The organism is Leminorella richardii (assembly GCF_900478135.1).
In the GTDB taxonomy this organism is placed as follows: Bacteria; Pseudomonadota; Gammaproteobacteria; order Enterobacterales; family Enterobacteriaceae; genus Leminorella; species Leminorella richardii.
The window spans coordinates 3,836,585-3,857,500 of sequence record NZ_LS483470.1 but is presented as its reverse complement, the minus strand read 5'-3'; the positions used below and the strand labels follow the sequence as shown (position 1 = coordinate 3,857,500).

The 20,916-nt window shown below is 50.7% G+C and carries 16 protein-coding genes, 2 tRNA genes and 2 rRNA genes (1 of these 20 running past the window's edge); 15 read left to right on the top strand and 5 right to left on the bottom strand.

All coding sequences use genetic code 11. The features are described from left to right. From DQM29_RS17500 to DQM29_RS17485, 4 genes are all read left to right on the top strand, one after another. Positions 1 to 2,926: ribosomal RNA gene (locus DQM29_RS17500) — 23S ribosomal RNA — on the top strand (it extends 73 nt beyond the left edge of the window). 123 nt (positions 2,927 to 3,049) lie between these two features. Continuing rightward, positions 3,050 to 3,165: ribosomal RNA gene (gene rrf, locus DQM29_RS17495) — 5S ribosomal RNA — on the top strand. 53 nt (positions 3,166 to 3,218) lie between these two features. Next, positions 3,219 to 3,295, top strand: a tRNA-Asp gene (locus DQM29_RS17490). Positions 3,296 to 3,303: 8 nt separating this feature from the next. Then, positions 3,304 to 3,379, top strand: a tRNA-Trp gene (locus DQM29_RS17485). 60 nt (positions 3,380 to 3,439) lie between these two features. Here DQM29_RS17485 and hdfR read toward each other — a convergent pair. Next, positions 3,440 to 4,279, bottom strand: coding sequence for an HTH-type transcriptional regulator HdfR (gene hdfR, locus DQM29_RS17480; RefSeq protein WP_111741852.1), 840 nt, complete (start codon positions 4,277 to 4,279; stop codon positions 3,440 to 3,442). Between the two features lie 117 nt (positions 4,280 to 4,396). On the opposite strand from hdfR, the gene DQM29_RS17475 reads away from it, so the two are divergent. Beyond that, positions 4,397 to 4,735 carry a MaoP family protein gene (locus DQM29_RS17475; RefSeq protein WP_111741851.1) on the top strand — a complete coding sequence of 113 codons (339 nt, stop codon included), beginning with the start codon at positions 4,397 to 4,399 and terminating at the stop codon, positions 4,733 to 4,735. A 33-nt stretch (positions 4,736 to 4,768) separates the two neighbouring features. On the opposite strand, the gene DQM29_RS17470 is transcribed toward DQM29_RS17475, so the two are convergent. Then, positions 4,769 to 6,292 (bottom strand): YifB family Mg chelatase-like AAA ATPase, encoded by a 1,524-nt coding sequence (locus DQM29_RS17470; RefSeq protein WP_111741850.1) that lies wholly within the window; start codon positions 6,290 to 6,292, stop codon positions 4,769 to 4,771. A gap of 326 nt (positions 6,293 to 6,618) precedes the next feature. On the opposite strand from DQM29_RS17470, the gene DQM29_RS17465 reads away from it, so the two are divergent. The 7 genes from DQM29_RS17465 (at position 6,619) to DQM29_RS17435 (ending at position 13,956) form a co-directional block, all read left to right on the top strand. Continuing rightward, a complete protein-coding gene (locus tag DQM29_RS17465; protein WP_111741849.1) occupies positions 6,619 to 6,717 on the top strand; it encodes an IlvGEDA operon leader peptide in 99 nt (32 codons plus the stop codon). Between the two features lie 142 nt (positions 6,718 to 6,859). Further along, positions 6,860 to 8,509, top strand: a complete 1,650-nt coding sequence (gene ilvG, locus DQM29_RS17460; RefSeq protein ID WP_111742149.1) for an acetolactate synthase 2 catalytic subunit — start codon at positions 6,860 to 6,862, stop codon at positions 8,507 to 8,509. Then, positions 8,506 to 8,763 carry an acetolactate synthase 2 small subunit gene (gene ilvM / locus DQM29_RS17455; RefSeq protein ID WP_111741848.1) on the top strand — a complete coding sequence of 86 codons (258 nt, stop codon included), beginning with the start codon at positions 8,506 to 8,508 and terminating at the stop codon, positions 8,761 to 8,763. The genes ilvG and ilvM overlap by 4 nt, the downstream gene beginning before the upstream one ends. Before the next feature lie 22 nt (positions 8,764 to 8,785). Continuing rightward, complete coding sequence (locus tag DQM29_RS17450; RefSeq protein WP_111741847.1) at positions 8,786 to 9,715, top strand: branched-chain amino acid transaminase; 930 nt, start codon at positions 8,786 to 8,788, stop codon at positions 9,713 to 9,715. A gap of 82 nt (positions 9,716 to 9,797) precedes the next feature. Continuing rightward, positions 9,798 to 11,648, top strand: a complete 1,851-nt coding sequence (gene ilvD, locus DQM29_RS17445) for a dihydroxy-acid dehydratase (protein ID WP_111741846.1) — start codon at positions 9,798 to 9,800, stop codon at positions 11,646 to 11,648. A 5-nt stretch (positions 11,649 to 11,653) separates the two neighbouring features. Further along, on the top strand, positions 11,654 to 13,198 hold the full coding sequence (gene ilvA / locus DQM29_RS17440; protein ID WP_111742148.1) for a threonine ammonia-lyase, biosynthetic: 1,545 nt from the start codon (positions 11,654 to 11,656) through the stop codon (positions 13,196 to 13,198). 59 nt (positions 13,199 to 13,257) lie between these two features. Further along, on the top strand, positions 13,258 to 13,956 hold the full coding sequence (locus tag DQM29_RS17435) for a DUF2461 domain-containing protein (RefSeq protein ID WP_111741845.1): 699 nt from the start codon (positions 13,258 to 13,260) through the stop codon (positions 13,954 to 13,956). Here DQM29_RS17435 and ilvY read toward each other — a convergent pair. Further along, on the bottom strand, positions 13,951 to 14,832 hold the full coding sequence (gene ilvY / locus DQM29_RS17430) for an HTH-type transcriptional activator IlvY (protein ID WP_111741844.1): 882 nt from the start codon (positions 14,830 to 14,832) through the stop codon (positions 13,951 to 13,953). The genes DQM29_RS17435 and ilvY overlap by 6 nt on opposite strands. Positions 14,833 to 15,002: 170 nt before the next feature. Here ilvY and ilvC point away from each other — a divergent pair, with 170 nt between their 5' ends. The 3 genes from ilvC to rep all read left to right on the top strand — a co-directional run bounded on the left by ilvC (position 15,003) and on the right by rep (position 19,185). After that, positions 15,003 to 16,481, top strand: a complete 1,479-nt coding sequence (gene ilvC / locus DQM29_RS17425; protein WP_111741843.1) for a ketol-acid reductoisomerase — start codon at positions 15,003 to 15,005, stop codon at positions 16,479 to 16,481. 185 nt (positions 16,482 to 16,666) lie between these two features. Continuing rightward, positions 16,667 to 17,038: a DUF805 domain-containing protein gene (locus tag DQM29_RS17420; protein WP_111741842.1), complete on the top strand. Its 372-nt coding sequence runs from the start codon at positions 16,667 to 16,669 to the stop codon at positions 17,036 to 17,038. 122 nt (positions 17,039 to 17,160) lie between these two features. Continuing rightward, positions 17,161 to 19,185 (top strand): DNA helicase Rep, encoded by a 2,025-nt coding sequence (gene rep / locus DQM29_RS17415; RefSeq protein WP_111741841.1) that lies wholly within the window; start codon positions 17,161 to 17,163, stop codon positions 19,183 to 19,185. Between the two features lie 63 nt (positions 19,186 to 19,248). Here the strand turns inward: rep and DQM29_RS17410 are convergent, their stop codons facing one another. Both DQM29_RS17410 and DQM29_RS17405 read right to left on the bottom strand, forming a co-directional pair. Then, positions 19,249 to 20,424, bottom strand: a complete 1,176-nt coding sequence (locus tag DQM29_RS17410) for a YiiG family protein (protein WP_145960386.1) — start codon at positions 20,422 to 20,424, stop codon at positions 19,249 to 19,251. A 225-nt stretch (positions 20,425 to 20,649) separates the two neighbouring features. Further along, entirely contained in the window at positions 20,650 to 20,859 is a 210-nt protein-coding gene (locus tag DQM29_RS17405; protein ID WP_111741839.1) for a hypothetical protein, read from the bottom strand. Positions 20,860 to 20,916 lie beyond the last annotated feature (57 nt).

Genomic DNA, 20,916 nt, shown 5'->3' with positions numbered 1-20,916 from the left:
AGCGTCGGTAAGGTGATATGAACCGCAATAACCGACGATACCCGAATGGGGAAACCCAGTGCAATCCGTTGCACTATCATTAACTGAATCCATAGGTTAATGAGGCGAACCGGGGGAACTGAAACATCTCAGTACCCCGAGGAAAAGAAATCAACCGAGATTCCCCCAGTAGCGGCGAGCGAACGGGGAAGAGCCCAGAACCTGAATCATCAGCAGCATTAATGGAAGCGTCTGGAAAGTCGCGCGACACAGGGTGATAGCCCCGTACATGAAAGTGCAGTTGGTGTGAGTTCGATGAGTAGGGCGGGACACGTGTTATCCTGTCTGAATATGGGGGGACCATCCTCCAAGGCTAAATACTCCTGGCTGACCGATAGTGAACCAGTACCGTGAGGGAAAGGCGAAAAGAACCCCGGCGAGGGGAGTGAAATAGAACCTGAAACCGTGTACGTACAAGCAGTGGGAGCCTCTCTTTATGGGGGGTGACTGCGTACCTTTTGTATAATGGGTCAGCGACTTATATTCTGTAGCAAGGTTAACCGAATAGGGGAGCCGCAGGGAAACCGAGTCTTAACTGGGCGTCTTAGTTGCAGGGTATAGACCCGAAACCCGGTGATCTAGCCATGGGCAGGTTGAAGGTTGGGTAACACTAACTGGAGGACCGAACCGACTAATGTTGAAAAATTAGCGGATGACTTGTGGCTGGGGGTGAAAGGCCAATCAAACCGGGAGATAGCTGGTTCTCCCCGAAAGCTATTTAGGTAGCGCCTCGTGAATTCATCTTCGGGGGTAGAGCACTGTTTCGACTAGGGGGTCATCCCGACTTACCAACTCGATGCAAACTGCGAATACCGAAGAATGTTATCACGGGAGACACACGGCGGGTGCTAACGTCCGTCGTGAAGAGGGAAACAACCCAGACCGCCAGCTAAGGTCCCAAAGTCATGGTTAAGTGGGAAACGATGTGGGAAGGCACAGACAGCCAGGATGTTGGCTTAGAAGCAGCCATCATTTAAAGAAAGCGTAATAGCTCACTGGTCGAGTCGGCCTGCGCGGAAGATGTAACGGGGCTAAACCATGCACCGAAGCTGCGGCAGCGAACGTATCACCCAAGACAATTTCACTGATGTGGATAACGATTGACGGAGCGAAGCGACGTCAATGCGTTCATTAAAGTCGAGTTGGCTTAGGGATACGTTCGTTGGGTAGGGGAGCGTTCTGTAAGCCTGCGAAGGTGGACTGTGAGGTCTGCTGGAGGTATCAGAAGTGCGAATGCTGACATAAGTAACGATAAAGCGGGTGAAAAGCCCGCTCGCCGGAAGACCAAGGGTTCCTGTCCAACGTTAATCGGGGCAGGGTGAGTCGACCCCTAAGGCGAGGCCGAAAGGCGTAGTCGATGGGAAACGGGTTAATATTCCCGTACTTGGTGTTACTGCGAAGGGGGGACGAAGAAGGCTAGGCCGGCCGGGTGACGGTTATCCCGGTTTAAGCGTGTAGGTGGGCAGTCCTGGTAAATCCGGTCTGCTGTATAACACTGAGGCGTGATGACGAGTCTCTACGGAGATGAAGTGGTTGATGCCCTGCTTCCAGGAAAAGCCTCTAAGCATCAGGTAACACGAAATCGTACCCCAAACCGACACAGGTGGTCAGGTAGAGAATACTCAGGCGCTTGGGAGAACTCGGGTGAAGGAACTAGGCAAAATGGTGCCGTAACTTCGGGAGAAGGCACGCTGGCAATAGGTGAAGTGGCTTGCCCATGGAGCCGAAGCCAGTCGAAGATACCAGCTGGCTGCAACTGTTTATTAAAAACACAGCACTGTGCAAACACGAAAGTGGACGTATACGGTGTGACGCCTGCCCGGTGCTGGAAGGTTAATTGATGGGGTTAGCGCAAGCGAAGCTCTTGATCGAAGCCCCAGTAAACGGCGGCCGTAACTATAACGGTCCTAAGGTAGCGAAATTCCTTGTCGGGTAAGTTCCGACCTGCACGAATGGCGTAATGATGGCCAGGCTGTCTCCACCCGAGACCCAGTGAAATTGAACTCGCAGTGAAGATGCTGTGTACCCGCGGCAAGACGGAAAGACCCCGTGAACCTTTACTATAGCTTGACACGGAACATTGAACCTTGATGTGTAGGATAGGTGGGAGGCTTTGAAGCATGTACGCCAGTACGTGTGGAGCCAACCTTGAAATACCACCCTTTAATGTTTGATGTTCTAACTTAGCCCCGTTATCCGGGGTGAGGACAGTGTCTGGTGGGTAGTTTGACTGGGGCGGTCTCCTCCCAAAGAGTAACGGAGGAGCACGAAGGTTGGCTAATCCTGGTCGGACATCAGGAGGTTAGTGCAAAGGCATAAGCCAGCTTGACTGCGAGAGTGACGGCTCGAGCAGGTACGAAAGTAGGTCTTAGTGATCCGGTGGTTCTGTATGGAAGGGCCATCGCTCAACGGATAAAAGGTACTCCGGGGATAACAGGCTGATACCGCCCAAGAGTTCATATCGACGGCGGTGTTTGGCACCTCGATGTCGGCTCATCACATCCTGGGGCTGAAGTAGGTCCCAAGGGTACGGCTGTTCGCCGTTTAAAGTGGTACGCGAGCTGGGTTTAGAACGTCGTGAGACAGTTCGGTCCCTATCTGCCGTGGGCGCTGGAAGATTGAGGGGGGTTGCTCCTAGTACGAGAGGACCGGAGTGAACGCACCGCTGGTGTTCGGGTTGTGATGCCAATTGCATTGCCCGGTAGCTACGTGCGGAAAAGATAAGCGCTGAAAGCATCTAAGCGCGAAACTTGCCCCGAGATGAGTCTTCCCTGGGACTTTGAGTCCCCTAAAGGAACGTTAAAGACCATGACGTAGATAGGCTGGATGTGTAAGTGCAGCGATGTATTGAGCTAACCAGTACTAATGAACCGTGAGGCTTAACCTTACAACGCCGAAGGCGTTTTTAGAGACGAGAGACAGTAGAATTATTGAGCTTGTTGAAGGATTGAAGTTCGTGGTTGGGTTGTTGGTAGAACAGCAGCGTCAACGGTGAACAATACAGACTTTGCCTGGCGGCGATAGCGCGGTGGTCCCACCTGACCCCATGCCGAACTCAGAAGTAAAACGCCGTAGCGCCGATGGTAGTGTGGGGCTTCCCCATGCGAGAGTAGGGAACTGCCAGGCTCTTAATTTAAAAGTAGTAAGCCAGAACGCTTCTGGTGAGAAAAGAATTCGGTGGAGCGGTAGTTCAGTTGGTTAGAATACCTGCCTGTCACGCAGGGGGTCGCGGGTTCGAGTCCCGTCCGTTCCGCCACTTATTCTAGGGGCGTAGTTCAATTGGTAGAGCACCGGTCTCCAAAACCGGGTGTTGGGAGTTCGAGTCTCTCCGCCCCTGCCATAAATAGAGAGAATAACCCTTTGCTTTGCAAAGGGTTATTTTTTTATCTTTTAAAAATATTTATTTGCTTTCAGCTAGCAGCGGCCTTTCTATCAGATCGCGAATAAGTGCTTCATGCTCACTGTTTTGTAGCCATATTGCATAAATAGGCAGGCAAATATCAGGAAGTGAAGAAACAGCCTTTAATGTTGGATATTTTTTGGCCCAGTCAGTGGGTAAATAGGCACAATCTCCGACACTTTTTAGCAGCCGCATGGCCATTATTGCTGAAGAGGTTGAAAGTACAGCATCATCGTATTGATCCCCTAGCTCTTTTCTTTGAGAAAACTCCGCACTCCACTCTATATCAATATAGCTCTTTCTCTTTTCGTTCTTTTCGCTAATTTTTTTATCAACCGAAAATGCAGTTAATGATATTTCGCCGATCTTTTTTCCTATCATTTCGTCCATTTTAGGGGGCGTTGTTGCAATAAGAAGGTCTAGACTTCGTTCGTGCAGCTGAGGAGCAAGAAGGCTGCGAGATCCCATTCGGGAACGAATATGTAAATTTGTATTTTGCAGATAGAGGGTTTCAACCCAGTCTGTTAAGCAGGATTCCCATACGGCAGGAAGGGCTCCAATGGTAAGTTCATTGCTTGTATGGCTATTCTTTAGTACCGCTCCCTTTGCCTGCTGCCATAAAGAAAGCATATTTTCTGCATAGGGAAGAAGCTGCTCACCCGCGTTGGTTAGGCGGATATTGTTGCGATGGCGGCTAAATAGATTAACGCCAAGCTGGCTTTCCAGCTGACGTATGCGAAAGCTTACCGCTGACTGAGTCAAATAGAGTGACTCTGCGGCACGACCGAAGTGGCGAGTCTTACTGACTTCCAGAAAGGTCTTGAATAGATCGATATCCATTTATCCTCCAAAAATATTAATCGTGAGGATTATAATTTTTTGTTTTACAGTGTGGCAAGCCTCACTAATACTCCGCGCCATAAAAGCATTAATTTAGAGACTTAGGAGTAATGTCAGATGGCGGAAAGCTTCTCCACGACGCATCGTTTTTTTGACAATAAAAATTATCCACGCGGATTTTCTCGCCACGGGGATTTTACGATTAAGGAAGCACAGGTACTGGAGCGCCAAGGTCACGCGTTTAATGAACTTGATTCCGGTAAACGTAGCCCAGTCACCGATGAGGAAAAGCTGTTTGTTGCGGCTTGCCGCGGTGAGCGTGAACCCCAGACGGAAGCCGAGAAAATTTGGGCTAAATACGTCAATCGTATTCGCCGTCCTAAGCGTTTTCATACGCTGTCTGGCGGTAAGCCTCAGGTGGACAATCTGGAAGACTTCAGCGATTCCGACGACTAATTAAACGGGGCCTTTGGCCCCGTTTGTGTTTATTCATAGCGCCTTATAGAGCTGTAGCAGAAGTCTGTCCATGCTTCTATAGCTGAGTGCTTCAGCAATATGCTCTCTTTCTATTTTTTCACTGCCAGCCAAATCGGCGATGGTTCTAGACACTTTTAATATCCGGTGCCAACCCCGTACTGACAGGCCGAGTTTGGTGAGCGCCTGCTCAAGAAACAGCGCGTGTTCCTGTTCCAGTGTGCATATTTCTTCAACTTCCTTACTGCTAAGGTGAGCATTTATCTTTTTACTTCTTTTCATCTGCTTTTCCCGAGCTGTAAATACTCTCTTTCTTACCGTTTCACTGGATTCTCCTTTTTCCCGATGCTGGCTTAGTACTCCCTTTGGAAGCAGAGGAACCTCTATGGAGAGATCAAATCGGTCTAAAAATGGCCCAGAGAGGCGATTCAGATAGCGCATAACCTGTTGAGGATTGGAGCGGCTCTGTATTCCCTGATAGTGTCCTGTCGGGCTGGGATTCATCGCAGCAATCAGCTGAACTCTGGCAGGGAAAACGATTTTAGCGTTGGCTCGGGAAATAATTATTTCCCCAGACTCTAACGGCTCTCTTAGTGCATCCAGTACTTTTCTCTCAAACTCGGGAAGTTCATCAAGGAAAAGAACGCCGTTGTGGGCCAGTGATATCTCTCCTGGGCGAGGGAAAGTGCCGCCGCCAACCAGAGCTGCCATTGATGCGCTGTGATGTGGGGCTCTAAAGGGCCTTCTCCGCCAGTTTTTAGCATTTTGAGGGGTATGAGCTAGGCTGCCTATTGCTGCACTTTCCAGCGCCTCTTTATCGCTTAATGGCGGAAGCAGAGGATTGAGTCGCGTAGCCAGCATGGTTTTTCCTGTTCCTGGAGGGCCCAGAAGAAGGAGATTGTGGCCACCTGCAGCAGCGATTTCCAACGCTCTTTTAGCCTGTTCTTGGCCAATGATGTCTCTTAGATCCGGTAGATTGTCGATTGTTGTAGGTTCGGGCTCTTGTGAGGGAGAACAAAGCGCTTCAGTATCCCCTGCTAGAAAGCGGCAAACGTCGGTTAAAGTGTGGGCTATCAGGTGACTTCCTTGTTCAATCAGAGATATTTCAGATTCATTTTCCAGCGACAGGATCAGCGATCGATTTTCCTGCGTGGCTGCTAATGCAGCCGGTATAGCACCGTTAACGCGTTTTATTTCACCAGACAGTGCCAGCTCTCCTAAAAATTCATGACGTCCCAATAGGGCTGGGGATATTTGTTCAGATGCAGCCAAAATAGCCAGTGCGATAGGCAGATCAAATCTCCCACCCTCTTTAGGAAGATCGGCGGGAGCAAGATTGACGGTAATTTTCTTCGGAGGGAAAGAAAAACCGCTGTTTATCAGTGCGCTTCTTACCCTGTCTTTGGCCTCTTTAACCGTCGTTTCCGGTAAACCGACAAGCGTAAACATGGGCATGCCGTTGCTGATATGAACCTCGACACTGACGAGTGGAGCATGAATGCCGATAGACGCTCGGGTGTGAACAATGGCTAGTGACATAGGGATTATCCGTTCTGATTTTCAGATTATCCTGTCAGGATTGTCGCTTTCTGTTAGTTTAATTTTTTAGTATTTATTTGTTTTTTAGATATACATTCCAAAAATTGATGATTTCATCATCATTTTTCAGTTTTTTATTGTGCACTTTTTCTCATAAAAAATGTTTTCACGACTTTTTTGTTTTTAATTAATTGAAAACAAAATATTTATTTTCATTTTTCGAATGGTAAATAAAAATGAAAATAAAAAATGGGTTGTAACTCGGTTTAAAACTGTGGTACCTCTGTATGTATTCCTTCAAGAGATGAAGAGCAGAATTAGACATTATGAAGTCTGTAAGCCAAGTGATTAGCCTCGTCATTATTAGTGTGGTGGTGATTATTATCCCACCGCGCGGGGCATCGCTTGGACGAAGAAAGACCTGATAAGAGGTCAGAAATTCAAGAACCCCCGCACTGAAAAGGCGGGGGTTTTTTTATGCCTGATAACAATAACTGGCGCCAAGAGCGCAGACGGCAACAGATACAACAACATCAAATACATCAAGCAGAGCACGGGGTAGGAATGATGAATGGGGCGCAGTGGGTTGTACAGACGTTACGTGAGCAAGGTGTTGATACCGTTTTTGGCTATCCAGGCGGCGCCATCATGCCCGTTTATGATGCGCTGTATGACGGAGGGGTTGAGCATTTACTGTGTCGTAACGAGCAGGGGGCTGCATTGGCGGCTCTTGGCTATGCGCGATCTACCGGAAAAGTTGGCGTATGTATTGCCACTTCCGGGCCGGGCGCTACGAATCTGATCACTGGCCTAGCCGACGCGCTGCTGGATTCTGTTCCCGTTGTTGCCATCACAGGGCAAGTCGCTTCGTCTCTTATCGGTACTGATGCTTTTCAGGAAATTGACGTTCTGGGTCTGTCTTTAGCCTGCACTAAACACAGCTACTTAGTTGAATCTCTTGAAGAGCTACCTTCGGTTATTGCTCAGGCGTTTGAAATTGCTCGCAGTGGGCGCCCCGGCCCGGTACTGATCGATATTCCAAAAGATATCCAGCTTGCTGAAGGGGAACACCTTAAGCCAATGTTGATGTCAGTTGAAGAGATGCCGGAGCCTTCAGCTTCTGATCTTCAGAAAGCTAGCGCAATGCTGGCCGAATCCCGCAAGCCGATGCTGTACGTCGGTGGCGGTGTGGGAATGGCGGGTGCCGTTGACGCTCTGCGCCGCTTTGTTGATGTAACGGGAATTCCTAGCGTATCGACCCTAAAAGGGCTGGGAGCCTGTGATAAAAGCGATTCTCACTATCTTGGACTGTTGGGTATGCACGGCTCGAAGGCGGGCAATTTGGCAATTCAGGACTGTGATCTGCTGGTTGCTATAGGCGTTCGTTTTGATGATCGGGTAACAGGGCGCCTAAACGCGTTCGCGCCTCACGCCAAGGTTATCCACATGGATATCGATCAGGCTGAAATGGGTAAACTGCGTACGCCGCACGTTGCGCTGCGTGGGGACTTAAACCAAATGCTGCCTTATCTTCAACAGCCGATGGAGATATCGGCCTGGCGCGGTAAAGTTGCTGAAATGAAAGCCGAGTACGCCGCCCGTTACGATCATCCTGGTCAACCTATCTATGCCCCTCTCCTGCTAAAACAGCTTTCTGACAGAAAACCCGAAAGTGCCGTTGTGACGACCGACGTTGGCCAACACCAAATGTGGAGCGCGCAGCACATGTCTTTTAGCCGTCCGGAAAATTTTATTACTTCCAGCGGGCTTGGAACTATGGGGTTCGGTATTCCCGCCGCCGTTGGCGCACAGATGGCGCGACCAGACGATATGGTTATCTGCGTATCGGGTGACGGTTCATTCATGATGAACGTGCAGGAGCTGGGAACCATTAAGCGTAAGCGCCTGCCGGTAAAAATCGTGCTTATCGACAACCAGCGCCTGGGCATGGTGCGTCAGTGGCAGCAGCTGTTTTTTGACGCCCGCTACAGTGAAACCAATCTGTCAGACAACCCGGACTTTCTGGTGCTGGCAAGTGCCTTCGGCATTCCCGGGCAGAGCATTTCTCGCAAAGATCAGGTAGATGAAGCCTTGAATGCTTTACTGACCAGCGACGGTCCCTATTTGCTGCACGTCTCTATCGATGAATTAGAAAACGTTTGGCCTCTGGTTCCGCCGGGTGCCGGTAATGAAACCATGCTGGAGAAAGTATCATGACAGAGCATCAATTATTTATTCAAACTCGCTTTCGTTCCGAAGTTTTAGAACGTTTACTACGGGTTGTCCGCCATCGCGGATTTCAGGTATGCAAAATGAATATGAATCAAACGGCCAATGGGGATAACATAAACATTCACTTGACAGTCTCCAGTGAAAGGCCTGTAAATTTACTGTCTTCTCAGTTACGTAAACTTGTGGATGTCAACAGCGTTGAGGTCCACACTCAAGCATCACAACAAATACGCGCTTAGCGCGACAAGGATAGAGAAAAAAATGAGTACGAAAAAAGCTGACTACATTTGGTTTAACGGCGAAATGGTTCCTTGGGCCGAGGCAAAAGTTCACGTCATGTCACACGGGCTGCACTACGGTACGTCTGTATTTGAAGGCGTTCGCTGCTATGACACCCACAAAGGCCCGGCGGTTTTCCGCCACCGTGAGCACATGCAGCGCCTGCGTGATTCAGCAAAAATCTATCGTATGCCGGTTTCCTACTCTGTTGATGAGCTGATGGCAGCCTGTCGCGAAACCCTGCGTAAAAACAATCTGACCAGCGCCTATATTCGTCCGCTGGTATTTATCGGCGACGTCGGCATGGGCGTAAACCCACCTCCTGGCTATAAGACTGACGTTATCATCGCTGCTTTCCCGTGGGGCGCCTATCTGGGTGAAGAAGCACTGGATCAGGGTATTGATGCCATGGTGTCTTCTTGGAACCGCGCTGCGCCAAATACTATTCCTACTGCAGCCAAGGCTGGCGGTAACTACCTGTCCTCTCTGCTGGTCGGTAGCGAAGCGCGCCGTCACGGATATACAGAAGGCATTGCACTGGACGTTCACGGCTACCTGTCTGAAGGTGCCGGTGAGAACATTTTTGTTGTGAAAGACGGCGTCGTGTTTACTCCAACCCTGACTTCTGCCGCACTGCCGGGCATTACCCGCGATGCGCTCATCAAGCTGTCTAAAGATTTAGGGCTGGAAATCCGCGAGCAGGTACTTTCTCGAGAGTCTCTCTATCTGGCTGACGAAGTCTTTATGACTGGCACCGCGGCGGAAATTACGCCAGTGCGCAGCGTAGACGGTATTGAAGTGGGCATCGGTCGCTGTGGCCCGATCACCAAAAAGATTCAGCAGAGCTTCTTCGGTCTGTTCAACGGCAAGACAGAAGACAAGTACGGCTGGCTGGATCTGGTAAACCAATAACTAAAACAGCGTTAGCAAACATAATGAAACATCGCGGGCGGAGTGCTTCCGCCCGCCGATAGACAACGGGAGTGAATACAGCATGCCTAAGTATCGTTCAGCGACAACCACCCACGGCCGCAATATGGCGGGAGCCCGTGCCCTATGGCGCGCAACGGGCATGACAGACGACGATTTCGGCAAGCCGATTATTGCGGTGGTGAACTCGTTTACCCAGTTTGTTCCGGGCCACGTGCACCTGCGCGATCTGGGTAAGCTGGTGGCGGACCAGATTCAGGCCGCTGGCGGCGTCGCGAAAGAGTTTAATACCATCGCTGTTGATGATGGCATTGCCATGGGGCATGGCGGCATGCTGTACTCTCTTCCTTCTCGCGAGCTTATTGCCGACTCGGTTGAATACATGGTAAACGCCCACTGCGCTGACGCGATGGTGTGTATTTCCAACTGTGACAAAATCACCCCAGGGATGCTGATGGCTTCTCTGCGCCTGAATATTCCGGTCATTTTTGTTTCCGGCGGGCCGATGGAAGCCGGGAAAACCAAGCTTTCCGACAAGATCATCAAGTTGGATCTTATCGACGCCATGATCCAAGGGGCTAACCCGGACGTCAGCGATGAAGACAGCGCGCAAATTGAACGCTCCGCCTGCCCGACCTGCGGCTCCTGCTCTGGCATGTTTACTGCCAACTCAATGAACTGCCTGGCTGAGGCTTTAGGTTTGGCTCTGCCCGGCAACGGCTCTCTGGTGGCGACACATAAAGATCGCAAGCAGCTGTTCCTCGACGCCGGTAAAGAGATCGTTTCTCTGACTAAGCGTTACTATGAGCAGGATGATGCCGCGGTTCTGCCGCGAGCTATCGCAACGAAGGCTGCGTTTGAAAACGCCATGACCATGGATATCGCCATGGGTGGTTCAACTAACACTGTACTTCACCTGCTAGCCGCAGCTCAGGAAGGGGACGTCGATTTTACGATGAGCGATATCGACCGCCTTTCCCGCAAGGTTCCGCAGCTGTGTAAAGTGGCGCCGAGCACCCAGAAATACCACATGGAAGACGTACACCGAGCCGGTGGCGTTATTGGCATTCTGGGCGAGCTGGATCGCGCCGGGCTGCTTAACCGCGACGTTCGCAACGTAATGGGAATGAACCTGACGGATACGCTGGCGAAGTTTGACGTTATGCTGACCCAAAGCGATGCGGTAAAAGAGCTTTATCGTGCAGGCCCGGCGGGTATCCGCACTACAGAAGCCTTCTCCCAAGACTGCCGCTGGGACTCTTTGGATACTGACCGTGCAGAAGGCTGTATCCGCGATCTGGCACATGCCTACAGTCAGGACGGCGGTTTGGCGGTGCTTGACGGTAACCTAGCGAAAGACGGCTGTATTGTTAAAACTGCAGGCGTTGATGAGAGCATTCTGACGTTCCGGGGCCCGGCAAAGGTTTATGAAAGCCAGGAAGACGCCGTTGAGGCTATTCTGGGTAAAAAAGTGGTGCCCGGCGACGTTGTTGTTATTCGCTACGAGGGGCCTAAAGGCGGACCGGGCATGCAGGAAATGCTGTACCCAACCTCTTTCTTGAAATCCATGGGATTGGGCAAGGCCTGTGCGCTGATCACTGACGGTCGTTTCTCCGGCGGTTCATCGGGTCTGTCTCTGGGGCACATTTCCCCTGAAGCGGCAAACGGCGGCCTGATTGGCCTGGTTCAGGATGGCGACATTATCAATATTGATATTCCCAAGCGTAAGCTGGTGCTAGACGTTTCCGACAGTGAGCTTGAGGCTCGCTTGCAGGCAGAGCTGGCTCGCGGCGACAAGGCGTGGACGCCGAAAAATCGCGATCGTCAGGTTTCCTTTGCGCTGCGCGCTTACGCAAGTCTGGCGACCAGCGCTGATAAGGGCGCCGTTCGCGATAAGAGCAAGCTGGGAGGCTGATGATAATGGCTGTCCCACTACCGCTCTCTTCCGCACCCTCGGGTGCGGAATACCTGCGCGCGGTGCTTTGCGCACCGGTATACGATGTCGCACAGGTGACGCCGCTGCAGGAGATGAACAAACTGTCAGCTCGCTTAAACAATACGGTGCTGGTAAAGCGTGAAGATCGTCAGCCGGTACACAGCTTTAAGCTGCGCGGCGCGCACGCCATGATCGCCGGTTTGAACGATAGCCAAAAGGCTAACGGCGTTGTTGCCGCGTCAGCGGGTAACCACGCACAGGGCGTGGCGCTGTCGGCTAGCGGGCTGGGCATTCGTTCACTTATCGTTATGCCGCTGACCACACCGGACATTAAAGTTGACGCTGTGCGCGGCTTTGGTGGCGAGGTTTTACTGTTTGGCGCTAACTTCGACGAAGCCAAGGCCAAAGCGATTGAGCTGGCGGCAAAAGAGGGATACACCTTTATTCCTCCGTTTGACCACCCGGCGGTGATCGCCGGTCAGGGCACTATCGGTATGGAGCTCATTCAGCAAGATGCTCATCTCGATCGGGTTTTCGTTCCGGTCGGCGGCGGCGGTTTGGCTGCTGGGGTTGCGGTGCTGATTAAACAGCTGATGCCGAACATTAAGGTCATTGGCGTTGAGGCAGAGGATTCCGCCTGCCTGACGGCGGCGCTTGAGGTGGGGAATCCCGTTGAGCTCGATCGCGTAGGGCTGTTTGCCGACGGTGTTGCTGTTAAGCGCATCGGCGACGAGACTTTCCGCCTGTGCCGCGCCTACCTTGATGACGTAGTGACCGTCGACAGCGACGCCATTTGCGCAGCCGTTAAGGATCTGTTTGAAGACGTGCGGGCAATTGCTGAACCCTCTGGCGCTCTGGCGCTGGCGGGGTTGAAAAAGTATGCAGAGCAAAATGGCATTAAGAACGAGCGCCTGGCCTGTATTCTTTCCGGTGCTAACCTGAATTTTCACGGCCTGCGCTACGTTTCTGAACGCTGTGAATTGGGGGAAAAGCGTGAAGCTCTACTGGCAGTCACCATCCCTGAGAAGAAGGGCAGCTTTCTGAACTTCTGCCAGCTGTTGGGCGGCCGTTCGGTTACCGAGTTCAACTATCGCTACGCCAGCGATAAAAGCGCCTGCATTTTTGTCGGCGTTAGGCTAACGCGCGGTGAAGCTGAACGAAATGAAATCGTTGAAGAGCTGCGCAGGGGCGGTTATGAGGTAGTCGATCTTTCCGATGATGAAATGGCCAAGCTGCATGTTCGCTATATGGTTGGCGGGCGCCCGGCCAAGCCTATTCGCGAACAGCTCTATAGCTTTGAGTTTCCCGAGTCTGCCGGCGCGCTGCTGAAGTTTTTGCAAACGTTAGGTACGTACTGGAATATTTCTTTGTTCCACTACCGAAGCCACGGAACTGACTATGGTCGGGTACTGGCAGCCTTTGAGCTGACGGATAAGGACGAGTCGTTTGAACAGCACTTGAAAAAGCTGGGATACGACTATCGTGATGAAACAGAAAATCCGGCATTCAGGTTCTTCCTGGCCGGATAGCCCGCAGCGCCGCTGGAGTTGACTTCAGCGGCGTTTTGACTTTATGGACGGTAAGAAACATGACAGCGTTTAGCGGATTTAGCCAGGAAGGGCTGACGTTTCTGCAGGACGTCAGGATCCAGAACAGTAAAGAGTGGTTTGACGATCACCGCTCAATCTATGACGACAACATCGTTACGCCATTCCGCCGGCTGGTGGAGGCGCTAAGTCAGACCGCGTTGACCATTGACCCAGAGGTGGAAACGCGCCCGGCGATCGGTAAAACCATTTCCCGCATTCATCGGGACACGCGCTTTAGCCACGACAAGTCGCGCTACCGCAGCCATATGTGGCTGACCTTTAAGCGCTACAGCAAAGACTGGACGGACGCACCGGTCTACTTCTTCGAAATAGCCCCTGACTTTTATCGCTACGGGCTGGGCTACTACTGTGCCAGTCGGCAGACCATGGACATACTGCGCCTTTTGATGCGCACAGAGCCGAAAGATTTTCTGGCGGTTGCCAAGTGCTGTAAGTCACCGTTTGAGTTGGTTGGGGAAAGCTACAAGCGACCGTTAGTGAAAGAACAGGATCCTGATATTGCTAACTGGTACAACCGCAAAAGCTTTGCCGTTATGCACACCGCTCAGGATATGGAACGCCTCTTCGACGACGGGCTGGTAGACGTATTGGCCAAAGGATTCAGGCAGTTGGCGCCGCTGTACCACTACCTGATGCGCGTAGAAATGATGAAGCGCAATCCGGAAGAGTCGCTATAACAGCTGCCAGAAGGCGTGGATCAGCGGCTCGTTCAGGCGCTTTTTCTGTACGCAGACGCCTAGGTCAAAGGCGGACATAGGAGCCACGTTCTCTATAATGATGATTCGACTGCGGACGCTTTCCGGGCTGTTGTCCAGCACAACGCTGGGAAGCAGTGCGATGCCGCAGCCCAGCGCGACCATGGAAACAATGGCTTCGTGACCGGCGACAGTGGCGTAAATTTGTGGGCTGCTGATGTGGTGACGACGAAACCACTGGTCGATGCGCCGACGAGTGGGACCGTGTTCTGGCAGAATGAATGGGATAGAGGCCCAGTCCGGCCTGTCGACTGACATCTGGCTGTGAACCGGGCAGGGAAGCGACGGGGCGATCATCAGAAGAGGGATTTCGCCGATCTTGTGAAACTCTACGCTGGTTGGCAGGTTTTCCGGCCGACCGGCAATGGCCAGATCGGCGTCGTTGGACTGCACTTTTTCTACCGCGTCGGCGGCATCGCCAGTCGTTAGCTTGATTTCGACGTTGGGATGGCGTGCGCGAAACCGATCCAGAACGGCGGGAAGGTGACTATAGGCGGCGGTAACCGAGCAGAACAGGCGAAGTTCGCCGCTGAGGTAGGCGTCTTCCTGAGACAGAGCGCTGCGCAGCTGTTGGTAGTGTAACAGCGTTTGCTGAGCGAAAGCCTTCAGCTGCTGCCCTGCTTGAGTAAGCTGGACGGTACGGTTGTCCCGAATAAACAGCGCGTGACCCAGCTCTTCCTCCAGTCGCTGTATTTGTCTGGAGAGGGTTGACGGGCTGACGTAAGTCGCCTTAGCCGTTTTACCAAAGTGGCGGCTTTCGGCCAGATGGAGAAAAAGCTTTAAGTCACGGAGATCCACAGTAGGCTACCTGTTTTACGTTGCATAAATTGCAATATCATCTTCTTAATATATCAATTTAAGCAATGAAGGTCTTGTCTTATGATGAGTGATATAGACCCTATCAGGGGCGCAAACGAGCGCCAACACAACATACAACACGGCACACCAGTGCGATACGGAGAATAATAATGGCTAACTACTTCAACACGCTGAACTTACGCCAGCAGCTGGCTCAGCTGGGTCAGTGCCGCTTTATGGCGCGCGACGAATTTGCCGATGAGGCAGGATTTTTAAAGGGTAAAAAAATCGTTATCGTCGGCTGTGGCGCTCAGGGGCTTAACCAAGGCCTGAACATGCGTGACTCCGGTCTGGACATTTCTTATGCGCTGCGTAAAGCCGCTATCGATGAAAAGCGGGCTTCATGGCGCAAAGCGACGGAAAACGGCTTTAAAGTTGGCACTTATGAAGAATTAATCCCTCAGGCGGATTTGGTTGTTAACCTGACTCCGGACAAGCAGCACACCTCTGTTGTTCAGGCAGTACAGCCGCTAATGAAGCAGGGTGCTGCGCTGGGCTATTCTCACGGCTTTAACATTGTTGAAGTGGGAGAAAAAATTCGTTCTGACATCACGGTTGTGATGGTGGCGCCGAAGTGCCCGGGTACGGAAGTGCGTGAAGAATACAAGCGCGGCTTTGGCGTGCCAACGCTGATCGCGGTGCATCCAGAGAATGATCCGAAAGGCGAAGGCATGGCGATTGCTAAGGCGTGGGCAGCAGCGACTGGCGGTCATCGCGCTGGCGTTCTGCAGTCTTCTTTCGTTGCTGAGGTTAAGTCTGACCTGATGGGCGAGCAGACTATTCTGTGCGGTATGCTGCAGGCTGGTTCTCTGCTGTGCTTTGACAAAATGGTTGCCGATGGCGCTTCTCCCGCTTACGCGGAAAAACTGATCCAGTTCGGCTGGGAAACTATTACTGAAGCGCTGAAGCAGGGTGGCATCACGCTGATGATGGACAGACTGTCCAACTCTGCCAAGCTGCGCGCTTTTGCGCTGTCTGAACAGCTGAAGACTCTGATGACTCCTCTGTTCCAAAAGCACATGGACGACATTATCTCCGGCGCTTTCTCTGAGGGGATGATGGCGGATTGGGCAAACAATGATGCCAAACTGCTGGGCTGGCGTGAAGAAACGGGACGCACGGCGTTTGAAACCGCACCTCAGCAGGAAGGGAAAATCAGCGAGCAGGAGTACTTTGACCACGGCGTACTGATGATCGCTATGGTGAAAGCGGGTGTTGAGCTGGCGTTTGAAACAATGGTTGTTTCCGGCATTATCGAAGAGTCCGCTTACTATGAGTCTTTGCATGAGCTGCCGCTGATTGCTAACACTATTGCCCGTAAGCGCCTGTATGAAATGAACGTGGTTATTTCCGACACGGCTGAATACGGTAACTATCTGTTTGCCAACGCTGCCGTTCCGCTACTGCGCGAGAAGTTTATGGCCTCTCTGCAGGCGGGCGATCTGGGTAAGCCAGTTGCCGCGTCTGACGTTGACAACGCACAGCTGCGCGACGTGAACGAAGCCATTCGCAATCATCCAATTGAGATTGTTGGTAAGAAACTGCGCGGCTATATGACGGACATGAAGCGTATTGCCGTTGCAGGTTAATTAATATCTATATAAACAGGGCGTTTTACGCCCTGTTTATATTTCTTTATATTCAAATAGAAAAATAATTAATACATCTCTAATCAACCGTTTTGCGAAATAGACTACATGTTTGAGCTGGACGGACATCTATTTTTGTATATAATCCTACCTCTTCACAAATATTTATAAGGGATATAGTTTCTATGGAATGGTTTAAAAAATGTTTAACTCAGTACGCTGATTTCTCTGGCCGCGCGCGTCGTAAAGAATATTGGATGTTCCAGCTGTTTGCCTGCCTTATTGTTATCGCGTTAGCGATCGTGGGCGGTATTCTGGATTCTCTGTTCGGTTCTAACGGTGTAGTAAGCATACTGCTGATCGGCGTATTTTATCTGGCGATTCTGGTTCCTGCACTGTCCGTTACCGTTCGTCGTCTGCACGATACGGATAAAACCGGCTGGTGGATTCTAGTTGCCCTGATCCCATTTGGCTCTCTGGTTCTGTTTGTCTTTACCGTTCTGGACAGCACCAGCGGTACGAATGCCTACGGCCCTTCACCGAAAGAAGCCATCTAACGTTTCTTCTCGTGTAGAAAAACCCGCCAAGTGCGGGTTTTTTACTTTTGGCGCCTTCTGTCGACGGTGCCGTTTTTTGCTATAATCGCCATCCTTTTTAGTTTTGTGAGCCCGTCTTTGTTATGCGAATGAATCCCCGTCAGCAACAAGCCGTTGAATTCGTTACCGGGCCCTGCCTGGTGCTGGCGGGTGCGGGTTCGGGCAAAACGCGAGTTATTACTAATAAGATTGCCTATTTGGTGCGCGAATGCGGCTATCAGGCACGCCATATCGCTGCTGTGACTTTTACCAACAAGGCTGCCAGAGAGATGAAGGAGCGTGTATCGCAAACGCTGGGGCGTAAGGAGTCCCGCGGGTTGACGATTTCTACCTTCCATACGCTAGGGCTGGAGATTATCAAGCGTGAGCACGTAGCGCTGAACATGAAGTCGTCGTTCTCTTTGTTTGACGATCAGGACCAAATGGCGCTGCTTAAGGATCTGACGGAGAAGTGGCTGGAAAACGACAAAACCCTGCTGTCTCAGCTGGTTTCTACTATCTCCAACTGGAAAAACGACCTGATCAATCCAGCACAGGCGGCTGCGAGCGCCAAGTCCGAGCGGGATAAACTGTTTGCCCACTGCTATGACCTTTATGACAGGCAGCTTAAGTCCTGTAGCATCCTCGACTTTGACGATCTTATTCTGTTGCCGACGCTCCTACTTCAGCGTAATGAAGAAGTCAGAGAGCGCTGGCAAAACCGTCTGCGCTACCTGCTGGTGGATGAATATCAGGATACCAACACCAGTCAGTATGAGATGGTGAAGCTGCTGGTAGGCTCACGGGCAAGGTTTACGGTAGTCGGAGACGATGACCAATCCATATACTCATGGCGCGGCGCGCGGCCACAGAACCTAGTGCTGCTTAACGAAGACTTTCCGAGCCTTCAGGTGATCAAACTGGAGCAGAACTACCGTTCATCCGGGCGTATCCTTAAAGCCGCTAATATACTGATTGCCAATAACCCGCACGTGTTTGAGAAGAACCTGTTTTCTGAGCTCGGCTATGGGGAAGAACTGAAAGTCCTGACCGCCAACAACGAAGACAACGAGGCGGAGCGGGTTGTCGGTGAGCTTATTGCCCATCATTTTATCAATAAGACGCAGTATAAAGACTACGCCATTCTGTATCGCGGCAATCACCAGTCGCGCATCTTTGAAAAGATGCTGATGCAAAACCGCATTCCGTACCGTATTTCTGGCGGCACATCGTTCTTTTCTCGACCTGAAATCAAGGATTTGATGGCCTATTTGCGGCTGTTGACTAACCCAGATGACGACAGCGCATTTCTGCGTATTGTCAATACGCCGAGAAGAGAAATCGGCGCGGCGACGCTGGAGAAATTGGGGAACTGGGCCATGGGGCGCAGCGTTAGCCTCTATCGCGCCAGCTTTGACGTTGGGCTGTCTCAAAGCCTTACAGGGAGAGGTTTGGAGGCGCTACAACGCTTTAGTCACTGGATTGACGGTGTGGCTAAAACGGCGGAAAGAGAGCCAGTAGCCGCTGTCAGAGACTTGATCCACGGCATGGACTATGAAAGCTGGCTGTATGAAACATCTCCCAGCGCGAAAGCGGCAGAGATGAGAATGAAGAACGTTAACCAGCTGTTCGGCTGGATGACGGAAATGCTGGAAGGCTCCGATCTGGATGAGCCTATGACGCTGGATCAGGTGGTCGGGCGCTTTACCCTTCGCGATATGATGGAGCGAGGAGAGAGTGATGAAGAGCTGGATCAGGTGCAGCTGATGACGTTGCACGCGTCAAAAGGCCTAGAATTCCCCTATGTTTACCTTGTTGGTATGGAAGAGGGACTTTTGCCGCACCAGAGTAGTATTGATGAAGATAACGTTGATGAAGAGCGGCGGCTGGCCTATGTGGGTATTACTAGGGCGCAGAAAGCGCTGACTTTTACTCTCTGTCGTGAGCGTCGTCAGTTTGGTGAGCTGGTTCGCCCCGAGCCCAGCCGCTTCCTGCTTGAGCTGCCGCAGGACGATCTGGTGTGGGAAAACGCGCGCAAGGCCGTTTCTGCCGAAGAGCGAATGGAAAAAGGGAAAGGCCATTTGGCTAATATTCGCGAGCAGTTGGCCAAGGCGAGAGGGAAAGAATAACGTTGCCTAAACGTAAAAAAGCCGGAATCATTTCCGGCTTTCTATTATGTAGGAATGTAGGAATTAAAGACGGTTATAGTCGCCAACCAAACTGTTGTACTCTTTGATAAGCTTTCCGACAGAGCCGTTAACCATCCACTCACCAGACGTGCCGAGGTTCATCTGCTCACCCCTTGAGTAGGGCTCTTTATCTCTCACGCGGCGAATACGCTCTTTGGCGGCCTTAGCGTAGCTGTCTGCTTGGCGTAATAAAGAATCGTAGCTTATGTAGGACGTATCATTAGCCTTTTTACGCTCTTCGATAAGAGGGCGTGAACTTTCAATTTTGTTTTGCAGTTCAGAAACCATGGCCAGCGATTTTTCAGCGTCAAACGTATCTTCTTCGATCATCCTATTGATGCTTTTTGCATCCATCATGATTGCCAGGCTGTAGTAGCTAAGGGTTTTGCCTTCGCTTTCTTCCATTGCTTTTAGATGGGCTTTTTGACGCTCATCGTTAATCTCACTAATAGCCTGTGAAAATGCTTTAGACGCAGGTTCGAAGGCTTTATAAGCTGCCAGGAGTTTAGGATGTAATTCTTTACCCTTGGCGAATTTGTCGTCTGTATAGTCACCCTGATCGTAGTACCGATTTAGGGCGTTAATTTCTGTGCTGACTTTTTCAGCAGCGGCGAGGTAACTAGCGGCAATTTCGTCCATCGGATTAAAGGCAGGCTTAATATCAAGCGCTTTGGTGACGCCTCTCTGACAGGAGTCAGTACTGTTCTGATGGATTGCATAAAGCCCGTAAACAGTGGATTCTTTACCGGTTGGGCCTTTTTCGAAATCTTTTACCCAGCTGCTATAGCGATTGATACTGTCATGAATAGAGCTATCAATAGAGTTATAGCACTGAATGTAGGCCTGCATTTTTTCTGCTACAGCCTGTTCAGCGTTCTGCTTTTCGGCTTCAGCCTGTTTTGCTGCTTCTTCAGCTTTTGCTTTAGCGTCATCTTGAGCATTTTCGCCGTTAGGCTTTTCAGCCTGTTGAGGAGTGCTTTGAACCGGAGTTGGGGTTGGTGCAGAGGATGATGGTTCTTCTTTTTTATTATCACAGGCTGATAGTGCAAGTGCTATACACAGAGCGATCGCACCCTTTTTCCATGCGACTGAGCCATTCTTGAAATCCATTTTTGTTCCTTTATTCGGCTGATAAAAAATGAGAAGGATAAAAATACTACTTAATAGTTCAATTTTCAATTAATGGCTGTTTTAAATTAATTGTTTATTATTTTAAAGGGTGCTTATTTAATGTTTTTTATTGTTTATCCAATAAGTTGGGTTAATAACAACACAATGCGGAAAATATCTTTATCCATTTTGAACTGTATTTTATCTATCGATTAAATTAAATAGAGATTAATGACAGCTTGGCTGTAGTTGCATACTCTCTACGGTTGCTGCTTCGGCAGCCCGCTGTTCTTCTCAGGCTTTTTTAGCGTCATTCTCCGCTTTTTCTTTGGTTTCATTAGCTACTTTTGCGGTGTCTTCTTTAACGCTTTCTGAGACAGAGGAGGCGCCGTTAGCCGTAGTTGATGATGCGACAGCCATATTATCGCAGGCCGAGAGAGCCAAAACGATGCCAAATATAATAATGCCCTTTTTCCATTCGATGGCAATGTCGTTAAAATCCATTTTTTGTCTCCTTGGCGAGGGTAATGCAAAGATGAAAATCAGAATAAAAAATACGCT